General features: G+C 69.8%; 15 protein-coding genes. 8 read left to right on the plus strand and 7 right to left on the minus strand.

The features are described from left to right. Window positions 1-13: 13 nt before the first annotated feature. Complete coding sequence (locus FV560_RS12750) at window positions 14-1198, minus strand: MFS transporter (RefSeq protein ID WP_159621910.1); 1185 nt, start codon at window positions 1196-1198, stop codon at window positions 14-16. A 7-nt stretch (window positions 1199-1205) separates the two neighbouring features. Beyond that, complete coding sequence (locus FV560_RS12755) at window positions 1206-2192, minus strand: quinone oxidoreductase family protein (RefSeq protein WP_159621911.1); 987 nt, start codon at window positions 2190-2192, stop codon at window positions 1206-1208. 100 nt (window positions 2193-2292) lie between these two features. Here FV560_RS12755 and FV560_RS12760 point away from each other — a divergent pair, with 100 nt between their 5' ends. From FV560_RS12760 to FV560_RS12770, 3 genes are all read left to right on the plus strand, one after another. Next, window positions 2293-3621, plus strand: coding sequence for an acyltransferase family protein (locus FV560_RS12760; protein ID WP_159621912.1), 1329 nt, complete (start codon window positions 2293-2295; stop codon window positions 3619-3621). Next, a complete protein-coding gene (locus tag FV560_RS12765) occupies window positions 3618-4919 on the plus strand; it encodes a sensor histidine kinase (protein ID WP_159621913.1) in 1302 nt (433 codons plus the stop codon). The genes FV560_RS12760 and FV560_RS12765 overlap by 4 nt, the downstream gene beginning before the upstream one ends. A 91-nt stretch (window positions 4920-5010) precedes the next feature. After that, a complete protein-coding gene (locus tag FV560_RS12770) occupies window positions 5011-5682 on the plus strand; it encodes a response regulator transcription factor (protein ID WP_159621914.1) in 672 nt (223 codons plus the stop codon). A gap of 66 nt (window positions 5683-5748) precedes the next feature. Here the strand turns inward: FV560_RS12770 and FV560_RS12775 are convergent, their stop codons facing one another. Together FV560_RS12775 and FV560_RS12780 are read right to left on the minus strand one after the other, a co-directional pair. Beyond that, window positions 5749-6291: a DedA family protein gene (locus FV560_RS12775; protein WP_159621915.1), complete on the minus strand. Its 543-nt coding sequence runs from the start codon at window positions 6289-6291 to the stop codon at window positions 5749-5751. A gap of 129 nt (window positions 6292-6420) precedes the next feature. After that, the gene (locus FV560_RS12780) at window positions 6421-7194 is read right to left on the minus strand and encodes an alpha/beta hydrolase (RefSeq protein ID WP_159621916.1); all 774 of its coding nucleotides are present in this window, start codon (window positions 7192-7194) and stop codon (window positions 6421-6423) included. Window positions 7195-7265: 71 nt separating this feature from the next. Here FV560_RS12780 and FV560_RS12785 point away from each other — a divergent pair, with 71 nt between their 5' ends. Both FV560_RS12785 and FV560_RS12790 read left to right on the plus strand, forming a co-directional pair. Then, entirely contained in the window at window positions 7266-8576 is a 1311-nt protein-coding gene (locus FV560_RS12785; RefSeq protein WP_159621917.1) for a neutral/alkaline non-lysosomal ceramidase N-terminal domain-containing protein, read from the plus strand. Between the two features lie 161 nt (window positions 8577-8737). Further along, entirely contained in the window at window positions 8738-12481 is a 3744-nt protein-coding gene (locus FV560_RS12790; RefSeq protein WP_159621918.1) for a lamin tail domain-containing protein, read from the plus strand. A gap of 25 nt (window positions 12482-12506) precedes the next feature. On the opposite strand, the gene FV560_RS12795 is transcribed toward FV560_RS12790, so the two are convergent. Together FV560_RS12795 and FV560_RS12800 are read right to left on the minus strand one after the other, a co-directional pair. Beyond that, on the minus strand, window positions 12507-14234 hold the full coding sequence (locus FV560_RS12795; RefSeq protein WP_159621919.1) for a sulfatase family protein: 1728 nt from the start codon (window positions 14232-14234) through the stop codon (window positions 12507-12509). Window positions 14235-14357: 123 nt separating this feature from the next. Then, a complete protein-coding gene (locus tag FV560_RS12800) occupies window positions 14358-15002 on the minus strand; it encodes a TetR/AcrR family transcriptional regulator (protein WP_159621920.1) in 645 nt (214 codons plus the stop codon). 117 nt (window positions 15003-15119) lie between these two features. Here FV560_RS12800 and FV560_RS12805 point away from each other — a divergent pair, with 117 nt between their 5' ends. From FV560_RS12805 to FV560_RS12815, 3 genes are read left to right on the plus strand one after another with little or no spacing between them, the layout of a single operon-like run. Then, window positions 15120-15770, plus strand: coding sequence for a DUF2306 domain-containing protein (locus FV560_RS12805; protein ID WP_159621921.1), 651 nt, complete (start codon window positions 15120-15122; stop codon window positions 15768-15770). Between the two features lie 20 nt (window positions 15771-15790). Next, window positions 15791-16981, plus strand: coding sequence for a sensor histidine kinase (locus tag FV560_RS12810; RefSeq protein WP_159621922.1), 1191 nt, complete (start codon window positions 15791-15793; stop codon window positions 16979-16981). Further along, entirely contained in the window at window positions 16978-17676 is a 699-nt protein-coding gene (locus FV560_RS12815) for a response regulator (RefSeq protein WP_159621923.1), read from the plus strand. The genes FV560_RS12810 and FV560_RS12815 overlap by 4 nt, the downstream gene beginning before the upstream one ends. A 51-nt stretch (window positions 17677-17727) precedes the next feature. Here the strand turns inward: FV560_RS12815 and def are convergent, their stop codons facing one another. Next, the gene (gene def, locus FV560_RS12820; RefSeq protein WP_200837654.1) at window positions 17728-18372 is read right to left on the minus strand and encodes a peptide deformylase; all 645 of its coding nucleotides are present in this window, start codon (window positions 18370-18372) and stop codon (window positions 17728-17730) included. Window positions 18373-18409: the final 37 nt, after the last annotated feature.

Here is an 18409-nt window from a genome sequence, read left to right on the forward strand (position 1 = left end):
ATATGGGTATGTGTCAAGATGAGGGGGATTGGTCGCCGGAGTGGGCAGGCCGGGGGACCAGCACCACCGCCACGATCGCCAGTGCCGCCAACGCCACGAGCACCGGGGTGCGGGTGCCGGTGAGATCGACGGTCCAGCCCGCGAGTGTCGGCCCGATGGCGGAGCCGACCCCGCGTGCCAGGGCGAAAGCGCCGAGGATCAGGCCGACCGAGCGTGCGTCGGTGAACTCCACCGTGTACACGCTCTCCATCGTGGAGTAGGCGCCCACACCGATCCCGGCCAGCACCACGAACACCAGCGCCGCGGGCAACCAGCCCGCGACCGGGAGCAGCAGTGCCGGGAGACCGAACAGCAGCAGGCACACCCGCACCACGGCCCGGTGGGGTGCCCGGTCCAGTACCCACGGCAGTGGCAGACGCCCGACCAGCTGGAAGGCACCGCGCGCACCCGCCAGCGAAGACGCCAGCGCCAGGGTGAGTCCCGCGTCGACCATCGCCGGCACCTGGAACAACAGCAGGACGGACATCATCGCCCCACCGACCACACCGAGAGCGAGCAGGCGCCGCAGCGTCCGGTCGCGAACGGCGAACGCGAGGCTGCCCAGCAACGTCCCGGATGCCCCGTCCGTCGGTGCCACCCGCCCCGTCAGTACCGCCACCCAGATCATCACCAGCGCTACTAGTGCACCGGCCCCGGCCATGCTGACCCGCCAGCCCCACGCCGTGACTGCCCACGCCATCACCGGCAGGAAGATCGGGCTCGCCATCGCCCCGAACAGGGTGTTGCGCGTGATCGCTCGCGTCCGGCTCCCCGGGGCCACCCGCGCGATGATCGCGTGCGCGATCGCGTAGTAGCCCACCGCCCCGACGCACGCCTGAGCCGCCACCGCCGCGACGATGAAGACCAGCGGATGCTGCGCCGTCGTCGCTCCTGCCGTCCCCGCGCAGGTGCCGAGGATCGCCACCACGAAGACCGGCCGGGGGCCGGACCTGTCCATGGCGCGGCCGGCCAGCACCGAGCCGATGCCCACGAGCAGCAGGGCCACCCCGTAGGCACTCGTGAGCGTGGCCTGGCTCCAGCCGGTCTCCTGGGCGATCGGCTCGATGAGCACGCCGTAGCCGTAGTACCAGGTGCCGAAGGCGCACAGCACGAGTAGGCCGAGCGACCACGTCAGCCCGGTGCCGAGCCTGTCATTCACGCACGCATCACGGGAGCAGTAGCACCTTCCCCGTGGTCTGGCGCCCCTCCAGGGCAGTATGGGCGCGAGCCGCGTCGGCGAGTGGGAACCGCGCTCCGATCCGGACGTCCAGTGAGCCGTCGGCGACGGCCGCGAAGATTTCCCGCGCGCGCCAGGCCCGCTCGTCCGCGTCCGCGATGTAATGGAACAGCGTCGGCCTGGTCACGAACAGCGAGCCGGCCCGGTTGAGGCGTTGCAGATCGAACGGTGGCACCTGTCCGCTGGCCCCGCCGAACAGCACGAGCAGTCCCCGACGGCGCACGCTCGCCAGCGAGGCGTCGAAGGTGTCCTTGCCCACGCCGTCGTAGGCGACGTGCACGCCCTCACCCTGGGTGAGATCGCGGACCAGGGCTGGCAGTTCGGCCGTGAGGTCGTCCAACTGGTCGTAGCGGATCACCTCCGCCGCACCCGCCCGCCGGGAGAGGTCGGCCTTCTCCTGAGTGGAGACAGTGGTGATCACCCGGGCGCCCCGCGCCACGGCCAGCTGGGTCAGCAGCAGTCCCACCCCGCCCGCGCCGGCGTGCACCAGGACAGTCTGGCCGGACCCGAGGTGGGTGACGCCGTCGACGAGCATATGTGCGGTCATGCCCTGCAGGGGCGTCGCAGCGGCGATCTGCGCGCTGACACCATCCGGCACGGGTAGCGCCTGGGTCGCGTCGACGAGGACCTGCTCGGCATAGCTCCCGCTGTCGCTGCTCGCCCAGGCCACCCGGTCTCCGACGACCACGGAGTCGACACCGTCGCCCACCGCACTCACCACCCCAGCTCCCTCGCCACCGGGAGTGAGCGGGAAGTCCACCGGGTACACCCCCGACCGGTGATAGGTGTCGATGAAGTTGACCCCGACGGCCTCGGTGCGTACCAGGAGCTGGCCAGATCCTGGCTCCGGTGCCCGGACCTCCTGCACGGTGAGGGCCTCGGGTCCACCCGGCTGATTCGCGACCACTGCGTGCATGTGGTCCAACCTACGCCCATCCAAAGGTAGGGGTACCCCTACCTGCAAGAGGCCGGGAGGCACCCGTGTGCTGCGGATCCGGGGCCAGCAGGCTGGAGGCATGACCACACCCCTGACTGCGTCGAGGCCGCCCGCGCCCCCGGAACGCTCCACCCCACGCGACGGCTTCGTCGACGTGCTCCGCGTCTTCGCCATCTCGCTCGTCGTGCTCCAGCATTGGCTGATGCCCGTGATCGCCTACCAGGACGGGCATCTGTCCACAGGCAACGCCCTCGCCACCGAGCATGGCTGGATGATCACCTGGATCAGTCAGGTGATGCCACTGATCTTCTTCACCGGCGGAGCCGCGACTGCGATCAGTCTGCGGCGACGCCACGCCCGGGGCGTCGGGCGTGACACCGACTGGGTGGCCGGCCGGGTTCGCCGGCTCGCGGTCCCGGTGCTCGCCCTCGCCGCGGTGTGGCTACCTGTCCCGCAGGCGCTGCTTGCCCTGGGTGTGCCGGCCGAGCCGGTGATCACCTCCGCCCGGTTGGTGGGCGCTCTGTTGTGGTTCCTGGTGATCTACGTACTCCTCACCGTCATCAGTCCGGTGATAGTCCGCCTCGCGGGCCGCTGGCGCGGGCGCGAGGTTGCCGCGCTTGCGCTGGGCGCGGTGCTGGTGGACATGCTCCGGTTCGACACCGACGTCACGGCGCTCGGCTATCTCAATGTGATCCTTGTCTGGGCGGCGGTGTACCAGGTCGGGGTGCACTACGTGGCCGGGCGGCTAGCCCGGGTCAGCGGGCGGTGGGCTCTCGCGATGGCTTTCGCAGGCTTCGCCGGCGTCGCGCTCGCCGTGGCATGGGGTCCGTACCCGGCGTCCATGATCGGGATGCCTGGTGAGGCGATGTCCGCCATGAACCCTCCAACGGCGGTCCTGCTCGCCCTGGCGGCCGGGCAGCTGGGACTCGTCCTGTGGGCGCGGGCGCCGATCACGCGCTGGGCGTCCCGGCCCGCCGTGTCCCGGGCGCTCGACCGTGTCTCTGGTGCGTCGATGACGATCTACCTCTGGCACACCCCCGCGTTGGTGATCGTGGCCGGGGTGGCGGTGCTCGGTCTCGGACAGGGAACGCCGGAGCCCGGTAGCCTGCTGTGGTTCGGCCAGCTTCCTGTGTGGCTGGCCGCGCTGATCGTGGTGGTGACCCTCCTGGTGCGGCTGGCGGGACGGGTGGAGCGAACCCGGTTGCCCGCCGCCCCGGTTGCCCCCGCGCAGGTCGCCGGTGCCTCACTGCTGGTGTCCCTCGGTCTGCTCGGACTGACCGTGTACGGGTTCCGGCCCGACTCCGCCTGGCCGGTCGTGGCAACAGTGGCCGTGGTGGTTGGCGTGATTCTGCTTGGCTCCCGGGTGACTTGGCTGTCACAGGCCGAGACGGGCAGGCTGAGCGCATGACACCCGTCGAGGAGCCCGCCCAGGGTGGTGCCCGGAGAACCGCACCCGGCGGCGGCGCGCGGGTCTCGTTGCTGGGCCGGGCATTCCGTGAGACCGGCTACCTGCTGCTAAGTCTGCCGCTCGCGATCGCCGGGTTCGTGGTCTTCGTGGCCGGAGTCTCGGTCGGCGCCGGGCTGTTGGTGACACTCCTCGGACTTCCCGTCCTGGCTGTGACGCTGACGGCGAGTCATGGTCTGGGGAACCTCGACCGGCGCCGGCTCGCCGCGATTGGCTACCCGGTACCCCTCACGCGCCCGTACCGCACATCGGAACGGGGGGTGCGCCGCATCCTGGCGCGGCTCGCCCACGGTCAGAGCTGGTTGGACCTGCTGTACGGTCTGTTGCGCTTCCCGGTCTCGATCGCCACTTTCGTGATCGCGGTGGTCTGGTGGATCGGCGGCGCTGGGTCGGTGCTCTACATCGTCTGGGAGCGCTTCCTGCCCGAGAATGACAGCGGCCTGGCCGACCTGCTCGGATACCCGGGCCGTGCGGCCGACATCGCGCTGACCACGGTGCTGGGTCTGCTGCTGCTCGTCAGCGCACCCTGGGTGGTCCGCGGGCTGGTGGCCGTACACCGCGGCCTGGCCCGGATCACCCTCGGTGGAACCTCCACGACGGCACTGCGTGAGCAGATCCAGTCCCTCACCCAGTCTCGGGCAGCCGCCGTGGATGCCGAGGCGGACACTCTGCGACGGATCGAGCGAGACATCCATGACGGACCGCAGCAGCGGTTGGTACGGATGAGTATGGACTTGCGGGCGGCTCAACGGCGCCTCGGACAGGATGACGCCGACGCCGCAGGCACTCTGATCGGTGAGGCGATCGAGCAGGTCCAGTCGAGCCTGGAGGAGTTGCGTGCACTTTCCCGCGGGATCGCACCGCCGGTGCTCGCCGACCGTGGGCTACGAGCTGCGATCGCGGCGGTTGCGGGCCGCTCACCTATTCCCGTGGAGCTGGATGTGTCTCTCACCGCGGACCAGCGGCTCGCGGCCGCCCGGGAGTCAGCCGCCTACTTCGTCGTGACCGAGGCGCTCGCGAACGCCGCCAAGCATTCCGGTGCCGGGCTCGTCCGCGTGTCCGTTTCCCTCACCGACGACGACACGCTCGTCGTGCGCATCAGCGACGACGGTGTGGGCGGGGCTCACGTGGGCAAGGGACACGGGCTGGCTGGGCTCACTGACCGGCTCGCTGGGATCGATGGGACCTTGCAGGTGATCAGTCCTGAGGACGGCGGCACCCAGGTGGTAGCCACCATATGACCGGGTGATTGCCGGTACTCGGCCACCCGGGGCCTGTGCCCATCCACCATCTCCATGTCTCCATGGACCGGGCGCGGACTACGATCACAGGATGCGTGTCGCTCTGGCCGAGGATTCGGTGCTGCTGCGGGAGGGGCTGGTCCGGTTGCTGCGAGAGGCCGGCTGCGAAGTCGTCGCCGCGGTCGGAGACGGTGATCAACTCGTGCAGGTCGTCCGCGAGCTCCAGCCGGATGTGGCGATCCTTGACGTCCGCATGCCTCCTTCGTTCACCGATGAGGGCCTGCGCGCCGCCCTCGTCGTCCGCGCTGAGAATCCGGGCAGCGCGGTGCTGGTCCTGTCCCAATACGTGGAGGAGTCCTACGCCGACGATCTGCTGGCGACCGGTGGCGGGGTGGGGTACCTGCTCAAGGACCGCGTGGCCGATCTCGCGGAGCTGACCGATGCGCTCCAGCGGGTGGCCGCCGGTGGCACGGTGCTCGATCCGACCGTGGTCGCACAACTCTTCGCCTCTCGCCGAGCGATCGGAGTGCACCGGCTCTCACCACGAGAGCGGGAGGTGCTCGCGCTGATGGCGGAAGGGCGGACCAACACGGCCATTGCACGCACGCTGGTGGTGACCGCGAAAGCCGTGGAGAAGCACGTCTCCTCGATCTTTGACAAGCTCGCCCTCCCGCCGTCCACGGACGACCACCGGCGGGTTCTGGCAGTGCTGGCCTGGCTGCGGGATCCGAGCCCGGATCATCCGTCGGTCACAGGCGCGTGACGGTAGTGTTCCGGTGCCGGCGCCGGAACACGATCGTGACCACCACGGCTGCCAGTGCCACCACACTCACTGCGATCCATCCAGCCGTACCCAAGGTGCCTGCCATCTCCGGTAACGCGGTGCGGGCGGATGCGCCTGCTCCCACCAGAGCGTGGACCAGCTCGCCGCCCCGAGCATCGAGCCGGTGACGAAGCCGCGGTAGCCCAGGCCTGCCGCGCCTGCGACCGCAGGGACCACGGTGCGCACCCCTGGCAGCAACCGGGACGCCGCCACCGCCCACAGGCCGTGGCGACCGATCATTCGTGCCCCAGCGTCCCAGCGGTGCACGCCCACCCGGCGCACCAGTGCGCTCTCCCGTAGCCCCGGGCCGAGCCGACGGCCGATCAGGTAGCCGACATGGTCGCCCAGACTTGCCCCGACGGCCACCACGCCCAGGGCCCAGGCCACGTCGGCCGGTGTGGTCGTCGCCGCTCCCAGGGTGAGCACCGCCGTCTCCCCGGGGAAGGCGAGCCCGACGCCGAGGGCGGACTCGACGAATGCGAACACCCCGCCCATCAGCAGCAGCAGCGGGCCGAACTGATCGGCGAGTCCGGTGAGAAAGGCGTCCATGTCTCCAGCCAACCCGTCGCCGGGGTACCGGTACATCGGGGACCACCCCGATCCGACCCGGAACCGCGAGGGCCGAGGTGTCAGGGTGCCGAGGACCGGTGCTCAGCTGCCAGTCGCACCAGGAAGGCCTCAGGTCGCTGGACGCACCCCATGTCGCAGCAGCCACGCCAACCAGTGCGCGGTCCAGTCGGCCACGGCGCCCTGCTCATCGAGCGCGAGACCGACGCCGTGTACGCCACTGGGGTAGATGTGCCCCTCCACCTCCACGCGCGCCGCTCGCCAGGCGGAGATGGCCGCCAGCGTGTTCTCCACCGGGACGGATGCGTCGTCGGCGGTGTGCCACACGAAGGCGGGGGGAGTTCTGGCATCCACCCGGTTCTCGATGCTGAGTGCGAACGCCAGCGCTTCCGTGTGATCCTCGCCCAGCAGGTTGCGCCGCGATCCCACGTGGGCTCGGTTGACCAATGAGAAGACCGGGTAGGACAGCGTCACGAGGTCCGGGCGAGCCAGCCCAGTGGCCGGCACATTCTCCTGCGCGGCTAGCGTCGCGAGTTCGTCCACCGTGGCGGTGGCGGCCGTGCCGGCCAGATGCCCGCCGGCAGAGGACCCCGCGAGCACGAGGGGGCCGGTTACCTCTCCGTGCACCCCTGCGCGCAGGTCGGCCAGCCCGAGGAGCACCTGCTCCAGGGCTTCGGGGTAGCGGGCCGGGGCCACCGGGTAGTCGAGGTGACCGGCGGCGATTCCCTGCTCGGTGAGCCAGGTCGCGGTGCCGGGACCCTCGTGGTCGGACCGGTGGGCGTACCCGCCGCCGGCGAGCGTCAGCACGAAGCCTCGTGCTCCGGCTTTCAGCAGGCGCGGGGTGTCGGGTGCGAGCAGCAACGGTGCTCGTGACGTCGTCGGCATGCGCGGCAGCGTATCCTCACCCCACCCGGACCCGTCGCGGGGTTCCGACAGGTGGGAGCTGGTGGGAGCCGGTGGGAGCACTGAGGACGGTAGCTGTGGGTGCGGCCCGGCGTCACGTGGACGTCCCCGCGGGGACGGTGATGTCCGGCTACGCCGGGCGGGCCGGACCGAGCACCGGGGTCCTGCAGCCGACGTCCGTGCGCGCCCTGGTCGCGGGTGACGTGGCCGTGCTCTCGCTGGACGTGTGCGCCGTGCACCCGCGCACCACCGCGGCGATCGAGGTGGCGGTACGAACGAAGGTGGCCGGCGTGGGCACGTGTGTCGTCACTGCCACCCACACTCACGCCGGCCCGTGCGTCGCGTTCGGCCGGGTCGGAGGTCATGACGCTGCGGTGCACGAGGCACTCGTGACCGCGGCCGCCGAGACGGTCCGGGAGGCCGCCTCCTCGCGGACGCCGTGTGAGGTGGTCGTGGCCCGTGCTCACGGGGCCGGTGTGGCGCGCAACCGGCGCCACGTCGGCCGCGTGATCGACCCACCTGTGACCCGCCTGACATTCCGGGCTCACGACCGGGTGGTCGCCGATGTGGTGAGCTACCCGTGCCATCCCGTGGTGCTGGACGCCTCGAACCGGCTCATCGCTGCCGACTACCCCGGAGCCCTGCGGGACGCGGTCGAGCAGGCGCATCCCGGCAGCGTGTGCCTCTTCCTCACCGGCGCGGCCGGCGACGTCAACACCGGGGACCCGGCCGAGGCCTCCTATGCCGAGTCGGGTCCGGGGGTTCGCACGCCCGCTGAGGCCGACCGGATCGGCCGCCACCTGGCCTCCCTGGCGCTGGCGGCCACGGAGCAATTGTTGACCACCGACGGCGTCCGGTGCGTGCGCAGATCTGTGCGACTTCCGTTCGTCCGCCCAGACCACAGTGAGCGTGAGGTACAGGTGCATAGCTGGCGTGCCCGGCAGCGCACGGCCGACGCCGGTCTGGCCCGGGTGCTGCAGGCGTGGATCGACTGGGCCGGAACCAGCATCCCCGACGATCCGGCACCCTGGGAGGGGCACGTCACCGCCGTCGATCTGGGGGTGATCGCGGTGTTCCTCCCGGGCGAACCGTTCCTGCAGACGGCTGAGGAGATCGAGCGAACCGTCACCGAGGCTGTGGGGCGGCCAGTACTCGTGGTCGGGTACGCCGACGACGTCCCGGGTTACCTGCCGCCGTCACAGGAGTACGCCCACGGTGGCTACGAGGTGCTCGACGCCCACCGCTACTACGGCATGCCGGCACCGTTCGCGCCGGGGTGCGCCGAACGTGTCGCCGAGGCGGCGATCGCGACTGTCGCTGCCCTCGCAGCGCCGCCGACCTCCGGGCTCGAGGTCACCCATTGACCCGGGAGACGTCAGAGGGTCGCGTGGCCGGGTGCACTCGCGACTGCCCTGTTGACCACGTGCTCACCAGGACGTCACCTGCTCTCTCCTTGGCGTTTGCCTGCGCCCGTGAGGATGCACGGATGCCGACACCGCGTCGGACTGAGTGACGAAGGGATGTCATGCTCCGCCCACCTGGGAGATTCCTCCGAGCAGCGCTCGCCACCACGGCGCTCGCAGCGCTCGCGATGGCGCCAACGCTCGCCGCCACGGCGAGTCCCGTACCCATGCGGTTCGACATCGAACCGGGCTCCGACGTGCTGATCAGCGAAGTGGCCAACGGTGGTGCTGGAGCATCGTCGCAATCCAACCGCGACTCCGCGAAGAACTTCATCGAGATCACCAACTACGGAGCTGCTCCGGTAGACATCTCCGGGTGGCGGATCTTCCGGTGCGGACAGACCGGGGGCGGGTACGGGCCGCAGGCGGTGGTTGGGGACGGCACGGTGCTGCAGCCGGGGGAGCAGTACACCGCGGCGCGGGAGGGCTCGGGGTACGCCGCAGACGCGTACTACGGCACCAGCCTGCACAGCTTCGGGTTCGGTGCGTTCATCGAGGACGCCGACGGGCAGCGCCTCGACGCGATCGGGTTCTACCACGAGGACATCGCCACCGACTGCGACAACCAGGGCCAGTGGCTTCAGCGCGGTCTCCAGCACCGCTTGGACGAGTCCCACCAGCGGGTCGCCAACACCGGCGACATCGAGGCGGACTGGGTGGTCGCCCCCCGGACGGTGGGGGCTGCGAACGTCTCCGCTCACGACGTCGCCCGGGTGGACAACGGACTGCGCTTCTCGGAGTTCACCAATGGCTCGGTGGGCGGTAGCGCGGACCAGTACATCGAGATCACGAACTATGGGCAGGCCGCGGTCGACATGAGCGGCTACCAACTCTTCCGTTGTGGCGGGAACGGGACGCAATACCTGCAAGTCGGTGCGCTACCGACCGGTTCAATCCTCGACCCGGGGGAGAGCTACCTCGCGGCACGCTCCGGCGGGGCGTACGCCACCGAGGCCGACGTCACCTACGGCACGTCGATGCACTGGCTCGACTTCGGCGTCATGCTCCTCACTGGGAGCGACGAGATCGTCGACAGCGTGGGCGTCTACGACAACCGCAACAGCCCGTGCACCAGCGGTGAGCCGGTTCGCGAGAAGCTCAACCACTTCGACTCCACGTCGTATCAGCGGGTGCAAGACACCGGGAACAACATCGATGACTTCGTCGTCACTCCGACCCGCACGCCTGGTTCGCACGACCCGGCCACTGACTACGCTCCGGCTCCGGAGTTCACCGGCTTCCAGAGCATGCGGATCAGCGAGGTCGTCGGGGCGGGCCCGGCCGGTGGCAACGACGAGTTCTTCGAGCTCGGCAACTATGGCGATGAGCCGGTGAACCTGGCGGGATGGTCGGCCTACCGGTGCTACGGGACGGGCCAGCCCGGAACCGGCAGTTCGGTCCAGATCGCCGACCTGGGCGACGTCACCGTCGCTCCCGGGCACACCTATCTCGGCGTGCCCGCCGCGGCGCCGGACGCACTCCTGGCGCTCGCGGACGGGACCTACGCCACCGGCTTGAACGGGGGCGGCGGTTATGGGATCTACATCACCGACGCCGATGGACGGCTCGTGGACACCTTCGCCACCTACGACGTCAACGTGAACGCATACACCCCCTGCCGGCTGGGTGAGGAGGCACGCAACTGGACGAAGTTCGACGAGGGGGAGAGCTACACCCGAGCCCAGTTCACCGGCGACAACGAGCGGGACTTCGTGGTGACCGCCGAGCGCACCCCGGGCGTGCTCGCTGACGCCGAGTACGTCGACCCGACCGTCCCGCTGCCCGGCGAGCTCGACCCGGTGACGGTGGAGACCACGCACGTACCCGGTACCCCGCAGGTGGCCGCCGTGGGTGAGCGCACTTTCAGCCTGACCACCGAGCACCAGAACGTCACCGGTCTCGAACTCGAGGCACGCTCGGCGGTCGTGCTCGACTCCGACGTCGTGGTCCGCGAGGGTGTGAGTGCCGAGGCTGTCCCCGCCGCGCTCGCCGTGCCCGGGGAGAGCATCGTCGAAACGGCCGATGACGTGGCCGGATCGGTCCAGGGCTACCCGTTCCAGCGCTTTGAGATCACCACCGACGAGCCCGTGGAGTTCGTCTGGACCGGTAGCGCCGCGCCGCGCAACGAGCTGCAGTTGCTGCACTGGACCGGTAGCGGCTGGGAGCAGATCGATGCCGCCGTGCCGTCGGCGGATGGTGACATCGCCCTGATGGCGCAGGTCTCCGCCCGTGAGGGCGAGGCCGTGGCTGACCTGATGGTCATCGACGGGCCACGAACATCCGGTGGTCTGCACGAAGAGGTGGGCGTGCACGACCAGGCGTTCGCCGATCCCGGCAGCTACGACCTGGCGATCAACCACATGACCGACACCCAGTTTCTGGCCGAGGGCTTCCAGGATGTCTTCCGCCAGATGACCAGCTGGGTGGTGGCCAACGCCGACGACCGCAAGATCGGGTACAACACGCTCACCGGAGACATCATTCAGAACTGGATGAACGGGAACCATTCCCCCGAACGCGCCGACCGGGAGTTCCAGGCTGCGCAGGACATCATGAGCCTGCTGAACGACGCGCAGGTCCCCAACGGTGTGCTGCCCGGCAACCACGACAACATGTGGGGTCACAACAACGACCGGTACAACGAGTACTTCCCGGTCGAGATGTACCAGGACCAGCCGTGGTACGGGCAGGCCTGGGCGCCCGGGGACAACTCCGCGCACACCGACTACTTCTCCGCCGACGGCGTCGACTTCCTCGCCATCAGCCTGCCCTACCGCCCCTCGGACGAGCAGCTCGCCTGGGCGTCCGAGCAGGCGCAGGCTCACCCGACGCACAACGTGGTCCTCGCCGTGCACTCCTACCTGCACACCTCCGGCGAGCGCGACGATATCGACCGCCGCTACACCGCGACCGGTGCGGACGTGTGGGAGCAGGTCGTGGCGCCGAACGAGAACGTCTTCCTGGTGCTCGGGGGTCACTACCACGGGGTCTCCACCTCCTACGCTGACCCGGTGACGGGTGAGCAGACGGATGCGACGGTCGTGGGCCAGGACGCCCTCGCGGTGAGCAACGTCGGTGAGTCAGGTCGCACGGTGATCGAGATGCTGGCCGACTACCAGGGCTACCGCTCGACCAAGGCTGCTGATCCGACCGTCACCCGCGATGACCTCCTGGACCGGGATACCGGCTTCCAGCGGCTCCTCCAGCTGGATCTGGACGCGGGGCTGATGGCGATCAACGCCTACTCACCGACGCTGGACACGTTCGAGGCCTGGGCCTACGACGAGCCGGCGTTCCGCGGCAGCGATGCTCGCTACGACGCCACCGACGAGGAGTTCGTCGTGGCGGTCGACCTGATCCGCAGCACCACGCTCGCCTCCGCCGGATGGGCCGTCACCGAGCCGTCGACCCAGGTCACCACAGTGGACGTGGCTCCGGGTGAGGCGGTCGACGTCTCGTTCGAGAGCAGTTCTGAGGACCTGCTGTGGTACGGCCGCGTCGTGGACGGGTACGGCCAGAGCGTCTCCTCGGCGCCGCAGCTGCTCGCAGCGGACATCACTGACCCTACTGATCCATCGGATCCGACGGATCCGACGGATCCGACGGACCCGACGGACCCGACGGGTGACCCCGGTGATGGCTCCGACCCCGGCAACCCGGACCAGGGCTCCGGCGGGGTGGATGCAGACCGTCCCGGCCTGCCGATCACCGGAGCGGGGGTCGCCGGTGCGGCACTGATCGCGGCGGTGCTCCTGACGGTCGGCTTGGTGCTCCGGCGCCGGTCGGCGGCGGCGACCCGTCTGTAGCACTGTGAGCGGGGCGTCCTGGAGCTCACTCCAGGACGCCCCGTCCGGCATAGTCGCTGGTGGCCGCCGCTGAGAGGGGCTCCAGCACCACCTCCACCTGCTGACTGGGCCGGTACCCCAGCCGCCACGCACCCACCCAGTACCGCCCGGGGGCGAGCGCGAGTGGTTCGTCGTAGAGCTTCCAGCCGCGGTAGTTCTCGGCCGGCGGCACGATGGTGACCGGCTGTGCTCCACCGCCGGTGGAGAACGGGGGCAGGGGGGCGGTCGCGTCCTGCGCCGGTGGTACCGCGGTCCATGCCAGCGAGGCGCCTTCGGTCGCGCAACTGAGCCGGAGTACGTGTCCGGCCGTCTGCACCGCTGGGGTGGCCGTGACCTCTGGGGTGGCCGTGGTCCGAGCTCGCCCCGCCGGTCGCCAGCGCTCGACAAGGTCCTCCTCGGGCAGCAGTCCCAGATCCCCGGTGCGCGCCATCCAGGCGTCGAGTGCCTCGCGGAGGTTCTCCACCTCGACGGCGTAGGATTCCTCACCCGCGAGGTTGGTTGTCTCGTAGGGGTCGGCTTCGACGTCGTAGAGCTCCTCGGCAGGTTTATCCGGCGCCACCAGGGTGCGTTGCAGTGGGGTGAGCCGGTCGGGTCGATCACCGCGGCCGAGCTGGCCCGCCTCCTCGAAACAGAGCCGGCGGAGTTCTTTCCAGGTGGAGACCGCGTCGGGGTAGTGGCAGTGCTGCATCGGACTGCGGTCCGGGTGCAGGTTGCGGGTGTAACGCAACCGGCCGCTGCGCACCGTGCGCACGGTGTCGCGTTGTTCGTCCATGCGATCGCGTCCGCCGAAGACCTGCGTGTTCTGGTGGCGGAACTGGCCCTCGGGAGTCAGGAACGAGCGGCCGTCCATGTGGTCGGGGATCTCGATCCCGGCGATCTCCAGCATCGTGGGTGCCAGGTCGAGCAGGTGCACGAGCTCGGTGCGGTGGCTGCCCGGCTGGAGGTGGCCCGGCCAGCGGACGATGAGGGGTTCGCGTAGACCGGCCTCGTTCGCCCACCGCTTGTGACGCGGCATCCCGAGGCCGTGCTCGCTCCAGAACGCCACCACCGTGTTGTCGGCGAGGCCGTCTTCGTCGAGCTGGTCGAGGATGGTGCCGGCCCAGTGGTCCATCTCGGTGATGAGGTCGTGGTAGCGCGCCCAGGCCTGCCGAAAGGTCGGCGTGTCGGGGTGGTACGGAGGGAGGGTGACGTCGTCGGGGTGGTGCCGATGCTCGGCTGGCACGTGAGACGTGCGCTCGGCGAAGTCCTCGTCGTCGAGGTAGAGCTGCGACTCGTGCGTGATCAGCCCGTGGAAGGTGGCGAAGAACGGGGTGTCGGCACGGGGCCGGTCGCGCCAGTGTGCCGTGGGGGAGCAGTCATCGAAAGCGGTCGGAGGTGTCTCGACCTGCATGTCGGTGAACCAGTTGTTCGTCGTCCAGTAGCCGGCTCGCCGGAAGTACTCCGTGAAGATCCGCACCTGCGGTGGGGGCACCGAGCTTGAGCGCATGTGCATCATGCCCGTCGCCGGGGGATGGCAGCCGGTGTAGATGGCCGCCCGGGACGGGGCGCACACCGGGGCCGAGGCGTAGGCGTTGTCAAAGGTCACGCCCTCCCGCGCCAGCTGGTCGAGCACCGGGGTGTGGGCGTCCTCGGCGCCGGGCCAGATGCCGCGGTAGGCCCCGAGATGGGGATTGATGTCGTGAGTGCTGATCCACAGGATGTTCGGGCGAGTCACGGGTCCCTCTCGTACGGCGGCATCGCAGAAAGTTAAAGCCTAGTGCACGCTCGGTTTTGTGGTCGTGACTCAGGATGGTGTCCCAGCGGCTCCGGGTGCGGGCTGCAGTGGGCCACTCGTGCGCTACGGCGACGCGTCGAGCCGGGGAACAGGCGGGAACGGACGGTTCAGCAGGCACTCCAGGTGCTCACGCAGCGCCTCGGCCACGCTGAAGCTGTGCCTCCTGCTCAGCCATTGGATCTGTAGCCCGTCCCAGAGTGCGATCGTGACCAACGTGGTGCGCTCGATATCCACGCCGGCCTTGAGCCAGCCCCGGTCGTGCAGGTCCGCCAGCATCGCCCGGATCTCCCGCTCGACTCGCGCGGCGCGGTCGGCGAAGAAGTCGTGCGCCGGGTGGTCGGGCAGGATCGCCTCGGTCTTGAGCAGAGTGAACAGCTCCACTGCGCCCGGGGATTGGGCGTTGCGATGCGCGAGGGTGATCATGTTGACGAGGTGCTCCGGCCCTGTCCGTCCCTCCATCGGATAGGAGGAACGGGTGAGCTCGTCTCGGTGCTCCAGCACGGCGATGAGCAGCTCACTCTTGGACCCGAAGTGGTGCAGCAGGCCCGCCTCACTCAGCCCCACCCGCTCGGCGACGTCCTTCAGCGATCCCCCGCGGTAGCCGGACTCGGCGAAGACAGCCAGCGCTGCGTCGAGGATGTCCCGACGGCGTTGGCGCGTCTTGCGATAGGGTCCTCGCTTCTGAGCGGGTTGCTGCGCCGTCGCCATAGGGCTCCTCGGGGATGGGGAGGGATCGGCCCGATCCTACGGACTCGGCCACAAGGACGATGTCTTCCGGCTCGATGGCCGATGTGGTCGACCCGACCGCGCCGACAGGATCGAGGTATGGCCTCTCCCACGCTGTCCGCCCCCGTTCGCCCGCATGATCGTCGCCGGTCGTGGCCGGTTCCGGCCGGGCTCCTCTTCCTCGCCCTCGTGCCCGTGATCGCCGGCTCGATGCGTATCAACGAACTGGCGTCCGGGGCCACGGTCACGGCTGAGAACGCCCGCTTCTTCGATTCCCCGGTGCCCGTCGTCGCGCACATCGTCTGCTCCGCCCTATACCTGGTGCTGGGCGCGTTGCAATTCATCCCGTCGCTGCGTCGACGGCGCTGGCACCGCTTCGCCGGGCGGGTCCTGGTCCCCGCAGGTCTGGTGTCGGCGCTCTCCGGTATCTGGATGGCGGTGGGCTACGACCTGCCCGCCGTCAACGGCCCAGCTCTCGCGGTCATCCGGGTGGGCCTCGGGGCCATGATGGCGACTGGTCTCGTGGTCGCCGTGGCCGCGATCAGGCGCCGGAACGTTCGCGTGCATCGCGCGTGGATGATCCGCTCCTATGCGATCGGCCTCGGTGCCGGCACGCAGGTGTTCACCCTGATGCCGATGATGCTCGATCTCGGCATCCCCGAGACTACGCAGTACACCATCCTCATGGCCGCCGGCTGGGGCATCAACATGGTCGTCGCCGAGATCGCCATCCGCCGGGGTCGACGATGAGGCGACCGTATGCTGACGTTATGGGCCTCGCCACGCGCACCTGGCTGACGCCGCCCGCCGACCCGCCGGCCCGCGGATGGCGCGACTGGGCTCTGCTGCTTGGTGTGGTCGTCAGCGTCGCCGCCGAGACAGCCCTGCGCACCGATGCTCCACCGCAGTGGCCGTGGGCTGTGGTGCTGGTGGCTGTCGCTGTCACCACGCTGTGGCGGCGCCGATTCTCGACGGCGATGCTCGCCATCGCACTCGGTGTCGCCGCGGTCGCGGGGCAGGTGATCGCGACCGATCTCGCCCTGGTCTCCTCGATCTACATGCTCACCCTGGTGTACGCGGTACCACGGTGGGGGAGCAGCCGGTCGATGCTCGCCGGTGCGGTACTGATGCTCCTCGCTGTGATGGTCCCGAGCCTCGTGGGCTCGGCCCCCTGGGCCGACGCCTGGGGATCAGCGGCGGTGGTCCTCGCCACCGGTGCGCTCGGCCTGGCGTTCCGCTGGCGTGCAGCCTCACGTGCGCGCGAGATGGAACAGGTGCGCTTGGTCGAAGGTGAGCGCCTGGCTCGTGACCTGCACGACACCGTCGCCCACCACGTCTCCGCGATCGCCGTGCGTGCCCAGGCAGCCCGTGCAGTCGCGGCGGCGGAGGGACGTGCCGATAGTGCTGTCACCCCTGCTGTCACTCCTGCTTCCGATGGTGCTTCTGCTACTGCTGGCACCGCTGCCGCTCTCGACGCCCTCCAGGTGATCGAGGATGAAGCGACCCGTGCGCTGGAGGAGATGCGCTCCATCGCGGGCATCCTGCGCCGAGACCGCGACGCTCAACTGGCCCCAGCCCCCGGGATCGCCGACCTGAGCGCGCTCGCTCGCGCCGGCGACGCGGTCCCGGTGCAGGTGGAGGTCACGGGGGAGGCCTCGACGGTGCCCGCTCGAGTCTCAGCGGCGGCGTACCGTATCGCCCAGGAGGCGCTGACGAACGTGCGGCGGCACGCCCGGCACGCCACGCGGGCCCACCTGCTGGTTCACATCGACGACCGAGAGGTGACCCTGCAGATCCGTGACGACGGCAGACCGGCGCACGCCCCACCGTCGAGGGGCTACGGGATCGCCGGCATGACCGAGCGGGCCACGCTGCTCGGCGGGCACTGCAGCGCCGGCCCTGGCCCGGCCGGCGGCTGGATCGTCATGGCCACCCTTCCCCTGGCAGGATCGCACCGGTGAGCATCCGCGTGCTGGTGGCCGACGACCAGGAGATCGTCCGCACGGGGCTGCGGATGATCCTGGACGCCCAGCCCGGTATCGAGGTGGTCGCCGTGGCCGCCGACGGGGAGGAGGCGATCCGGCTCGCCCATCAGGAACGTCCGGACGTGTGCCTGGTCGACATCCGGATGCCTGCCATGGACGGGCTGGAGGTCACCCAGCGGCTCGCCGGCCCGGGGGTGCCCGACCCGATCCCGGTGGTGGTGATCACCACCTTCGATCTCGACGAGTATGTCTACACCGCGCTGCGGAACGGTGCGCGCGGGTTCCTGCTCAAGAACGCCGGGCCCGTCCTGCTGGCCGAAGCTATCCATGCGGCCGCTCGTGGCGATGCGATGATCGACCCGAGCGTCACCGTGCGATTGATCGAGGCCTTCGCCGGCTCGTCTCCGCGCGCCGGGCGCTCGGAGGCGGTCTCAGAGCTGAAGTCCCCGACGGCGCCGTTGACCGCACGTGAGGAGGACGTGCTCGACGCGGTGGCACGGGGCCAGGCGAATACCGAGATCGCCCGGGACCTCTACATCTCCCTGAGTACCGTCAAGACTCACATCGCGAGCCTGATGACCAAGCTCGACGTCCGGAACCGGGTGGAACTGGCCATCTGGGCGGCCGAACGGGCCCGCACTCACTCCTCGCGCAGACAGGGTGGCGCGTAGCCGGCTCGGCCGGCACTGCCATCAACCCATCCACTCAGCGTTCCGGATAGTTCAGCGCTCCGGATAGGTCACCGGCTCCTTCTCGTGCATGCGGCTCACTGATTCCCGACGCTGCAGCACCTCATCGCGCAGCTCCTCCATGTCCCGCAATACCCGCTTGCGGACCCGCTTGCTCAGCAGGTCCACGTAGAGGCGGCCGTTGGTGTGGTCGGTTTCGTGCTGGAAGCAGCGTGCAAGGTACCCGTGCGCGGTCATCTCCACCGGTGCCCCGGTGATGTCCACCCCGCGCAGTCGCACATCGAGCGGACGGAACAGGTCGGCGCCCGGGCCGGGGACCGAGAGGCAGCCTTCCTCGGTCTCCTCTGTCTCGGTGCTCGTCACCTCCACCTCGGGGTTGGCCACGTGGCCCACGTATCGGGTGCCGTCGGTGTCGGTGAGGTCATAGACGAACAGCCGCAGGTTCACATCCACCTGGTTCGCGGCCAGACCGACCCCCTCGGCCACGAGCATGGTGGCGAACATGTCGTCCACGAGCGTGCGCAGTTCGTCGGTCCCGAACGCTGTGACGTCGGCGCAGCGCTCGTGCAGCACGGCCTCGCCGATCTCGGTGACCCGAAGTGACCGGCCGCGCCTGGCCTCTGGCGGGATCTCGGGGTAGTCCTCGACCTCGGCGCCCTGGACGATGGTGGTGCTCATACTGTGCCCTTCTTGCACGCTCGCTGCGGTGCCTGGC

Source organism: Ruania rhizosphaerae (assembly GCF_009805705.1).
GTDB lineage: Bacteria > Actinomycetota > Actinomycetes > Actinomycetales > Beutenbergiaceae > Ruania > Ruania rhizosphaerae.

Bases quoted from the DNA above. Each gene is read 5' to 3' on its own strand.
- FV560_RS12755 (WP_159621911.1), bottom strand. From the start codon at position 2,192: ATGCACGCAGTGGTCGCGAATCAGCCGGGTGGACCCGAGGCCCTCACC.
- FV560_RS12760 (WP_159621912.1), top strand. From the start codon at position 2,293: ATGACCACACCCCTGACTGCGTCGAGGCCGCCCGCGCCCCCGGAACGC.
- FV560_RS12765 (WP_159621913.1), top strand. From the start codon at position 3,618: ATGACACCCGTCGAGGAGCCCGCCCAGGGTGGTGCCCGGAGAACCGCA.
- FV560_RS12770 (WP_159621914.1), top strand. From the start codon at position 5,011: ATGCGTGTCGCTCTGGCCGAGGATTCGGTGCTGCTGCGGGAGGGGCTG.
- FV560_RS12775 (WP_159621915.1), bottom strand. From the start codon at position 6,291: ATGGACGCCTTTCTCACCGGACTCGCCGATCAGTTCGGCCCGCTGCTG.
- FV560_RS12780 (WP_159621916.1), bottom strand. From the start codon at position 7,194: ATGCCGACGACGTCACGAGCACCGTTGCTGCTCGCACCCGACACCCCG.
- FV560_RS12790 (WP_159621918.1), top strand. From the start codon at position 8,738: ATGCTCCGCCCACCTGGGAGATTCCTCCGAGCAGCGCTCGCCACCACG.
- FV560_RS12800 (WP_159621920.1), bottom strand. From the start codon at position 15,002: ATGGCGACGGCGCAGCAACCCGCTCAGAAGCGAGGACCCTATCGCAAG.
- FV560_RS12805 (WP_159621921.1), top strand. From the start codon at position 15,120: ATGGCCTCTCCCACGCTGTCCGCCCCCGTTCGCCCGCATGATCGTCGC.
- FV560_RS12810 (WP_159621922.1), top strand. From the start codon at position 15,791: ATGGGCCTCGCCACGCGCACCTGGCTGACGCCGCCCGCCGACCCGCCG.
- def (WP_200837654.1), bottom strand. From the start codon at position 18,372: ATGAGCACCACCATCGTCCAGGGCGCCGAGGTCGAGGACTACCCCGAG.